Consider the following 8,749-nt stretch of genomic DNA (forward strand, 5'->3'; position numbering starts at 1 on the left):
ATGTTATTAATTTTCATTGCAAGTTAATTATAACAGAAAGAAAGACCTTGAGTTCATTATAAACTCTTGGTCTTTCTTTTTGGGGGGACTATTCTTTTTTCACAGCCCCTTTTTTAGTTGCCAAGCATATGAGAAAACAGTCCACTGGCCTGTTTTTGAGTGTTTGAGTCAAAAAATGTTAACACTAAGAAAATAAAGTGTCACTTTGTGTTAAAATTTTGATAAAAGCTTCTTTTAGTGTCGGGAATCTTTTGAAGAAAAGACATAGAGAGATTCCCAGAATATAATTGTGCCATAAGGTGAGCAGGAGGAGGTGTTGATATGGCACACAGGAGTTCAAAAGAACAGGTTTACGAATATCTGGAGCAGATCACAAAGGAATTTGACTTTGAACATCTTACGCGTTATACAACATTGGACATCTGTAATAAATTGAATATGTCGCGTTCTCTTGTTTCCTTATATTTAAATGAGCTGGTAAAGGAAGATACCGTAATCAAGATAAGCTCCAGACCCGTATATTACTTGAACCGTGCAGGATTGGAACGTAAGTTCCATATGCAGCTTGCCCAGAATGAGTATCTGGGTATCCAGGAACTTTCGGGTGAGATTAAGAGTAATATTCCAGAAGAGAAGGACTTTGAAAGAGCGATCGGCCATGAAGGCAGCCTAAATTACTGTATCTCGCAGATAAAGTCCGCGCTTGTATATCCAGGAGGTCTTCCAATCTTATTAAAAGGTGAGCCGGGAAGTGGAAAGACTTATCTGATGAGATTGATCCAGGAATATTGTGTGAATAACAGATTGTTAAGTGATTCTAGAAAAAGTCGGAGAATAAAGCTGAATCAGATCAGTGATGGAGAACAATATGAGAAGCTAGAGCAGCTATTATCAGAACTGGAAGACGGCATTCTGTATCTGGAGGATATATCTGCATGTAATGCCAGAGTCCAGGAACGTCTGGCAGAGTATATTGCCAACGGGGCAAAGAAGAAGGGGCGGAGCGTAAAAAAAGAAAATGTCCGTCTGGTCATGAGTGCCGACGAGAAGATGTTCTCACAGATTTCCAGAAAATTACTGGTGAATGTACCTGTGATCTGTGAAATCCCTTCGTGGATTGAGAGAAATGAAGATGAGAGGAAAGCATTTGTCGTGAAGTTCTTTAAGGAGGAACAGGAACAACTCGGCAGAACCTTATATCTTTCAGAAAAATTGATACACAAGCTTATGAATTATCAGTTTGAACATAATATTGCCGAACTTAAGCAGTGTGTTACTATGGTCTGCGCAAATGCATACGCGCAGGATTCATCAGAAGAATCGTTGGAAATCTATCTTTACAACCTGCCGGCAAAGCTGCAAGGAAGCATAAGTATGAAAGAACAGGATGCCACTCTGGTCAGATTAGATGTGATCCAGTCAGATCCTGCGGCAGATAAGATACTGGAGCTGTGGAAGAATCTTCTGGATAACTATAGATATTCTGCCGGCGCAGGGGAAAGCTTTGCGACATTTTTGGAACTAGGGAAAAAGACACTAAAGTATTATTATGATATATTGATCTTTCAGGAATTATTTTTTGATGAGAGACTAAGGCCTTTGGAGAAGATCGTCGTTGAAATGATCGCAAGTATTAGAAGCTCCTACAATGTTAATTTCCCAGTAAATTGTGCTTATGTAATCGCAAGAATGATGGTTGCACAGCAGAATCATAATTCAAGGATACAGATCTGGGAGAGGGAGCACCGCGAGGAGATCCAGAAGATTTATAATCTGTTGGTCGATAATATGCCGAATATTAATTGTCTTACAGAGCTTCTCGATAAACAGATTCAGTCTAATACAAACATACAGCTTTCTTATATGAACAGAGTGTTTATCATGATGAACATTTATTCTTATAATCACAAATTGAAGCTGATAGATACAGCAGGTGTTGTGCTGTGCCATGGTTATAGGACCGCAAGTTCTATTGTAGATACAGTTAATACGATCTTACAAGTACAGGTATTTGAAGCGATCGATATGCCGCTTGACAGTTCCATCCATGATGTCATCCAGAAATTATCTGTGTTCATTGAAAAAAATAGTTATTTTAAAAATATGATCCTGATGGTAGATACAGGGTCATTGGAAGGCTTGGGAGAGATTATTGACGGTTCTATGAATCTTGGAATCATCAATAATGTTTCCACGATCCTGGCATTGCATATAGGTGAAAAGATGCTGGCAGGAGAGAAGATGCGGGATATCCTGGAGACGGTATGCAGGGAGAATCAATGCAGGTATAGTATCATCAGCCGCACAAAGAGAGAGAAGGCAATTGTATTCGCAAGTGACGCGGGAAGAAATATTGCAGAGAAGCTGACCCGGCTGTTTAAGGACAGTCTTCCTAAGCCGATACCGCTTGAGATGATAGCATATGATTATGACGCGTTATTCAAAAATGGCAGCAAGGATGTCATTTTTGAAAAATACGATGTACTGCTTCTGGTTAAGACGCTGAGTCTTAGGATTCCAGGTGTCAAGTCGGTTACACTGGAAGAGATCATGAATTTTAACAACATTAATGTAGTGGATGAGGTTCTGTCTTATTATCTGGAGGAAGGAGAGATCGAGTACTTTAATCAGAAGCTGCTGAAAAACTTTTCACTGCAGTCAGTTCTTGAGAATCTAACGATCTTAAATGCTCAGAAGCTATTAGATTATGTAAGTGATGCAACAACCCTTCTGCAGCAGATGCTGAAGAGAAGATTCCTGAGCAAGACAGTGATAGGGATCAATATGCACATCTGCTTTCTGATCGAACGCCTTGTTACAAAAACGCCGATTGAGAATTATGAGAATCTGGATGCGTTTGAGGCAGAACAGCAAGAATTTATCAATATCGTAAATGAAAGTTTCCACACACTGGTAAGCCACTATAATGTAGAACTGCCGGTCAGTGAGATCGCGTATCTGCATGAATACATCAAGAATGATGTAAAAGTGGAGGGAAACGAGAATCAATTTTGATTACAACTTTATCTGGCAAAGTAAGGCCGAGATCATGAAGACTTTGTCAGATAAAGATGTAAATATAGGAAAGGAGCTTTTATGCAAAGACTAGTATTAGCATCCCATGGTTATCTTGCCGAGGGAATGAAGAATAGTGCACAGATCATCGTGGGGAAGTCCGCGAAGATATATACTATATGTGCATATGTCAAAGAAGGAATAACACTAGAAAGCCAGATTAACGAACTATTCGACAGTTTCCCGGAGGATGATGAGATGATAGTAGTTACAGATATATTTGGCGGAAGTGTGAATAACGAGTTTATGCAGCGATTACAGAATAGAAGATTCTGGCTTGTCTCAGGGATGAATCTGCCGTTAGTGATCCAATTGGCAATGGCAGAAGATGGCGGCTGTATATCCGAAAGTATTAAAGAAGCGCTGGAGACTGGAAGAGAGATGATCTGTTTCTGTAATCCTATGGTAGAAGTTGCTTCTAAAGAACAGGAGGAGTTTTGATACAAATATGAATAGGGATCAATTATACGCGATGAATATCCATTATCGCTATTATGATCTGGAATATTTCTTCCGGGCTTGTCAGAAGATGAACCTTAAGCATGCAGAATTGTGGCTCTGTCCACAGCATTTTTACATAAATAGCATGTGGTCTGAGAGCCCTGAGAAATTGAAAGGTCTGATGAAGCGGTCTGGCGTACAGATATCTTGTATCTGTCCAGAACAGAATAATCCGAAACCGAATAATATAGCTGCAAGATCTGAGCTTTTGATCGAGAATACAAGAAAATATTTTCAGAATGTGATCATACTTGCCTCAGAGTTGGGCTGTGACAAGATACTTGTAACACCGGGGTGGAACTACCATGATGAAGAAGTAGATGAAGCAAGGAAAAGATCAATCAGAATGCTGCAGAGCTTATGTGATATCGCAGATCCATATGGAATAAGCCTTGCAATGGAAAGTATCTGGGATCACTCTTCAGATATTGCTAATACAAAGGAAAAGGTTAAGCTTATCAAGGATGGTGTAGATCGCGAAAACTTTAAGCTGACAGTGGACCTTGGAGCATTAGGAGCAGTGTCAGAGTCTATAGAAGAATGGTTTGCACTCTTTGGAGAGGATATTATACATTGTCACTTTACGGATGGTAAGCCGGCAGGCTGTCCGACCGGACATATGCCGTGGGGACTGGGAGAGCGGAATATGCTTGAAGTTCTTAAGGCATTTGAGGCAAATGAGTATAGGGGCGGATTTTCTATGGAATATGTGGATGCAAGAAGCTTTAGGAATCCCGAAAAGTGGGACAGGCAGACAGTAGAACAGTTTGAATCCTGTCTGGAGAGAATGTAGGAGGTAATAGTAGATGATTAAGATATGTAGGATCGATCATAGATTGCTGCATGGACAGGTAGCTTTCGTATGGTGCCGTTCACTGAATGCGGATGCGATTTTGATCGTATCTGATGCGGTGGCAAAAGATGAGATGCGCATGGCGACGATGAGACTGGCAAAGCCTGCAGGTGTAAAGCTGGTGATCAAGAGTGTCGAAGATTCTATTAAAGTGATTAACAGCGGAGTCACAGATAAGTATAAGCTTATGGTGGTGGTAGAAAATGTACAGGATGCCTATGATCTTGTGAAGGCTTGTGAGAGGATCAAGAGTGTGAATCTTGGAGGAAGCAAGATTGAAGAAAACCGAAGAAAGCTGGATACGGCGTTCTATGTGGACGACAATGACTGCAGATTGTTGGGAGAGCTTTTAGATCATGGAATTGAACTTGAGATTCGTCAGGTGCCAGAAGAGAAGAAAAAGATTGTTACGAAAGACATGTTGAGTTAATTGAGGAGGAAATATATATGCTACAGGCAATATTGATCGGACTTATTGTGTTTATTGGAAAAGCAGATTATTTTATCGGAACAGCAATGTTTGGAAGGCCGCTTGTACTGGGTGCTCTGGTGGGAATTGTACTAGGGGATATACCAACAGGCGTTATGATAGGATTCCAACTGGAACTTATATTTATGGGGATGCAGGCGATCGGAGCTTCTATTCCGCCAGATATGATCGTAGGTTCTGTCCTTGGCACAGCATTTGCGATTACGACGGGAAAAGGTATGGAGACCGCAATTACGATCGCTATGCCGGCGGCAATCTTGTCAGCGTTTGTTGTCAATCTGTTCTATGGCGTCATTACGCCGATCATGGCAAAGGCGGCGGACCGCTTTGCCGAGGAAGGTAAGTATATGAAGATTGAAGGTGTATTTTTAAGTAATGGATTCTTGTTTGACCTGACGTTCGCAGTGATTGCCTTTGGTGCATTTCTCTTTGGCGGAGATTCAGTTACGGCAGTGGTTAACGCAATTCCAGGATGGCTGACGACAGGTATCGGTATCGCAGCAGGCATTCTGCCGGCACTTGGTTTTGCGCAGCTTATCAATATGATCATGAACAAGAAGGTTGCGGTATTCTTCCTGTTAGGATTCTTGTTAAGCGCATATATGGGAATATCTACGGTTGGTATTGTATGCTTCTCAGTTGTTATAGTGGGAATCTTACTGATCGTGAAGGATTTTGTACCGAATCAACCAGCATTACAGGGAGGAATGGATGATGACAATGAATTCTAGAAAAACATTAGAGAAAAAGCAGTTAAAGAGTCTCTTCTGGAGATCATTTACCACATCACATGCATGGCATTATGAGAGACAGCAGCATATGGCATTTGAGTTTGCTATGATACCGGTCATCAACAAATTATATGACAAAGAAGAGGACAGGATAGATGCATATAAGAGACATATGGAATTCTACAACTGTCAGACGGCTATGCAGCCTTTTATCTGTGGAGTGGCAGCGGCGATGGAAGAAGAGAATGCCAATAATGAGGAGTTCGATACCTCTTCCATCAGCGCCATGAAGGTAGCTCTTATGGGACCTCTTGCAGGTATTGGTGATTCTCTGATCGGAGGAACACTGCGTGTGATCGCGACTGGTATTGTAGCAGGTCTGTGCATGAGCGGAAGTCTGTTAGGACCGATACTCTTCCTTCTGATCTACAATATCCCGACGATCTTACTTCGTTACTTCGGAGTGAAGTTCGGCTATGGGCTTGGTAATACTTTGATTAGTAAGCTGTCAGAGGGAGACCTGATGAAGAAATTGACGATGGCAATGGCAATCGTGGGATTGATGGTAATTGGTGCGATGGTAGCGATGACTGTCGCGGTAACGACACCGATCGCGTTCAATATCAATGATACAGCATTTTCCTTACAGGAGACTCTGGATAGTATCTTCCCGTGCCTGCTTCCGATGGCGGTGACATTGGGACTCTATAAATTGAATAAGAAGCATGTAAGTGTTCTTGTGCAGGTGATCGGTATCATGGTGCTGGGCATTGTGCTTGGGGCGATAGGAATCCTGGGCTAAAGGTACGATAAAAGATAAATAGAAAATACGGAGGAGAGAAATTATGGAATATTGTTTAGATACTGGCGATCTTGAGATGGTCAAAAAGGTGGCAGACTTATACCCAATCAGGTGTTTTAGCATGAACCCGAGTATAGCGGTGAATTGTCTAAGGGGAACAGGAAGAACCTTCCTTCAGAATGCAAAGATGATCCGTGAAGTGATCGGTGAGGACACTCCATTTTATCTGGAGGCAATGGGTGATACTGCAGAAGAGATGATTGAGGATGCGCATAAGATACGCCAAGAGATCAAGGGAAATACAATGATCAAGATCCCGGCGTGTCCACAAGGCTTCAAGGCAATCCGTCTCTTAAAGGAAGAAGACATTCTATGTTCCTGCACTGCGATTTATGATTTTAACCAGGCAATGTTGGCGGCAGAGGCGGGCGCATATTGTGTGGCAGTGTATGTAAGCCGTGTTGATAATTCAGGTGGAGATGGAATTGAGGTAGTAAGAAAGATCAAGGAAGCATTTGTGATGGAAGGGATTGCGTGCAAAGTGTCTGCCGCATCGCTAAAACAGGTAAATTATCTGGAGAAGGCAGCCCTCGCGGGAGCTGACAATGTGACAGTAACCTTGGATCTGCTTGAGAAGATGGCGATACATCCATTGACACAGAAGACGTTAGATACCTTTAAGGCAGACTGGGAAAGCCTGTTTGGAGAAGGAATGCGGGTTGCCAATATGACAGAATGATCTATGGAGTGAGTGACAAGATGAGCAGAAATACAAATTACCGGGCGTGGGGGTCTGTGGGACATTACCTGCAGGGTCCCGGCCTGCTGGAAGAAATTGAGAGTTATACAAGTGGATTCGGTACAAAGCATTTCTATATCATTGATGTATTTTTCTTTGATACATGGACACAGAAGCTGGCAGAGATCTATGAAAACAGTAAAAGTACCTTTCAAAGTGCCGTATTTGAAGGAGAGGTTACCCGAAGTAAGATCAGGGAATTCCAGGAACAGGCAGTGGGAAGTGACATTGATACGGTGATCGCGATAGGCGGAGGGAAGTCCATTGATGTGGCGAAAGTAATCGCGGCGGATCAGGAGTGTTCGCTGGTAGTCTGCCCGACGATCGCGTCTACCGATGCGCCGACCAGTGCAATGTCCATCTTGTATAGTGAAGAGGGAAAGATGAATGAGATCATGCTGCATAAGAAGAATCCGGATCTGGTCTTAGTAGACAGTAAGATGATCGCCAATGCTCCGGTCCGTTTCCTGGTGGCAGGTATCGGTGATGCATTGTCCACGTATTTTGAGGGACTTTCTAATGTTCAGACACAGCATGAGAACTATGTGTGGTGTGACAAGAAGCCATTTGTGAGCACACTCAGCGGACGGGCGGTCGCGAAAGAGTGCTTTGACACCCTGATGGTAGACGGAATCCAGGCGAAGCTGGCATGTGAGAGACATATCCTGGTGCCGGCGCTTGAGAATATTATTGAAAGTAATATTCTTATGAGTGGCCTTGGATTTGAGAATGTCGGCTGCTCTGTGGCACATGCGATTGGGAATGCGATTACGGTTCTTCCAGAAGGAGAACGGATGATGCATGGCGAAAGGGTTGGATTCGGTGTCGTGTGTCAGATGATAGCGGAGCATTATAATCAGGAGATGATAGATCAAGTGCTTAGCTTTTGTGTGGATGTCGGTCTTCCGGTATGCTTTCATGATCTACAGATAGAACCTTCCGAAGGGAATCTACATCTGATAGCAAGGGAATCTCTGGAAGCAGTATCCTGGCAGGCATGCAGCAGAACTTATGGGGAAGAAGATATTGTGCAGATTATGCGGATGGCAGATGCATTAGGCTGTTCTTATCTTTCTAAGAAGTAAAAGAGGAGGATGCCAGACTGGCAGGAGAGTTTGTGAAGCTTGCGAAGTCTCTGGATTCGATGGTGACGATCAAGAAAGCGGACAAAGAAGTCGATGCATCGAGGCTTCTGTCTCTGATGGGATTAGGTGTAAGATGTAACGATGAGGTGATGGTTTGTATAGAGGGCGGTAACGAAGACGCAGCATATGATGATATGAAACAATACTTTGAGGCGAATTTATAAGGGACAGGGGCTGTCGCACTAAAATAGAAATTGAATTGCTCCCCGTCAAGTAGACAATTGAAAAAATATAAATTTTTCCTGGGGCTGTGAAAAAAGAATAGTCCCCCCAAAAAGAAAGACCAAGAGTTTATAATGAACTCAAGGTCTTTCTTTCTGTTATAATTAACTTGCAATGAAAATTAATAACAT

General features: G+C 42.5%; 9 protein-coding genes. All 9 read left to right on the top strand.

What is annotated here, in order from left to right; translation table 11 throughout:
- Nucleotides 1-321: 321 nt before the first annotated feature.
- Nucleotides 322-3,015: a PRD domain-containing protein gene (locus DXB52_RS14275; RefSeq protein ID WP_117827491.1), complete on the top strand. Its 2,694-nt coding sequence runs from the start codon at nucleotides 322-324 to the stop codon at nucleotides 3,013-3,015.
- Nucleotides 3,016-3,096: 81 nt separating this feature from the next.
- A complete protein-coding gene (locus DXB52_RS14280) occupies nucleotides 3,097-3,516 on the top strand; it encodes a PTS sugar transporter subunit IIA (protein WP_009245597.1) in 420 nt (139 codons plus the stop codon).
- A gap of 7 nt (nucleotides 3,517-3,523) precedes the next feature.
- Nucleotides 3,524-4,369 (top strand): sugar phosphate isomerase/epimerase family protein, encoded by an 846-nt coding sequence (locus DXB52_RS14285; protein WP_009245596.1) that lies wholly within the window; start codon nucleotides 3,524-3,526, stop codon nucleotides 4,367-4,369.
- Between the two features lie 13 nt (nucleotides 4,370-4,382).
- Nucleotides 4,383-4,859, top strand: a complete 477-nt coding sequence (locus tag DXB52_RS14290; protein ID WP_004843805.1) for a PTS sugar transporter subunit IIB — start codon at nucleotides 4,383-4,385, stop codon at nucleotides 4,857-4,859.
- Nucleotides 4,860-4,876: 17 nt separating this feature from the next.
- The gene (locus DXB52_RS14295) at nucleotides 4,877-5,650 is read left to right on the top strand and encodes a PTS mannose/fructose/sorbose/N-acetylgalactosamine transporter subunit IIC (RefSeq protein ID WP_117827492.1); all 774 of its coding nucleotides are present in this window, start codon (nucleotides 4,877-4,879) and stop codon (nucleotides 5,648-5,650) included.
- Entirely contained in the window at nucleotides 5,631-6,452 is an 822-nt protein-coding gene (locus tag DXB52_RS14300) for a PTS system mannose/fructose/sorbose family transporter subunit IID (RefSeq protein WP_117827493.1), read from the top strand. Before DXB52_RS14295 ends, DXB52_RS14300 begins: the two co-directional genes overlap by 20 nt.
- Before the next feature lie 43 nt (nucleotides 6,453-6,495).
- A complete protein-coding gene (locus DXB52_RS14305; protein WP_004843808.1) occupies nucleotides 6,496-7,191 on the top strand; it encodes a transaldolase family protein in 696 nt (231 codons plus the stop codon).
- 20 nt (nucleotides 7,192-7,211) lie between these two features.
- Nucleotides 7,212-8,336 carry a glycerol dehydrogenase gene (locus DXB52_RS14310; protein ID WP_270371450.1) on the top strand — a complete coding sequence of 375 codons (1,125 nt, stop codon included), beginning with the start codon at nucleotides 7,212-7,214 and terminating at the stop codon, nucleotides 8,334-8,336.
- Between the two features lie 17 nt (nucleotides 8,337-8,353).
- Nucleotides 8,354-8,560, top strand: coding sequence for an HPr family phosphocarrier protein (locus tag DXB52_RS14315; RefSeq protein WP_117827495.1), 207 nt, complete (start codon nucleotides 8,354-8,356; stop codon nucleotides 8,558-8,560).
- Nucleotides 8,561-8,749 lie beyond the last annotated feature (189 nt).

The organism is Ruminococcus sp. OM04-4AA, assembly GCF_003462585.1.
Lineage (GTDB): Bacteria > Bacillota > Clostridia > Lachnospirales > Lachnospiraceae > Mediterraneibacter > Mediterraneibacter faecis.

Bases quoted from the DNA above. Each gene is read 5' to 3' on its own strand.
- DXB52_RS14275 (WP_117827491.1), top strand. From the start codon at position 322: ATGGCACACAGGAGTTCAAAAGAACAGGTTTACGAATATCTGGAGCAG.
- DXB52_RS14280 (WP_009245597.1), top strand. From the start codon at position 3,097: ATGCAAAGACTAGTATTAGCATCCCATGGTTATCTTGCCGAGGGAATG.
- DXB52_RS14285 (WP_009245596.1), top strand. From the start codon at position 3,524: ATGAATAGGGATCAATTATACGCGATGAATATCCATTATCGCTATTAT.
- DXB52_RS14290 (WP_004843805.1), top strand. From the start codon at position 4,383: ATGATTAAGATATGTAGGATCGATCATAGATTGCTGCATGGACAGGTA.
- DXB52_RS14295 (WP_117827492.1), top strand. From the start codon at position 4,877: ATGCTACAGGCAATATTGATCGGACTTATTGTGTTTATTGGAAAAGCA.
- DXB52_RS14300 (WP_117827493.1), top strand. From the start codon at position 5,631: ATGATGACAATGAATTCTAGAAAAACATTAGAGAAAAAGCAGTTAAAG.
- DXB52_RS14305 (WP_004843808.1), top strand. From the start codon at position 6,496: ATGGAATATTGTTTAGATACTGGCGATCTTGAGATGGTCAAAAAGGTG.
- DXB52_RS14310 (WP_270371450.1), top strand. From the start codon at position 7,212: ATGAGCAGAAATACAAATTACCGGGCGTGGGGGTCTGTGGGACATTAC.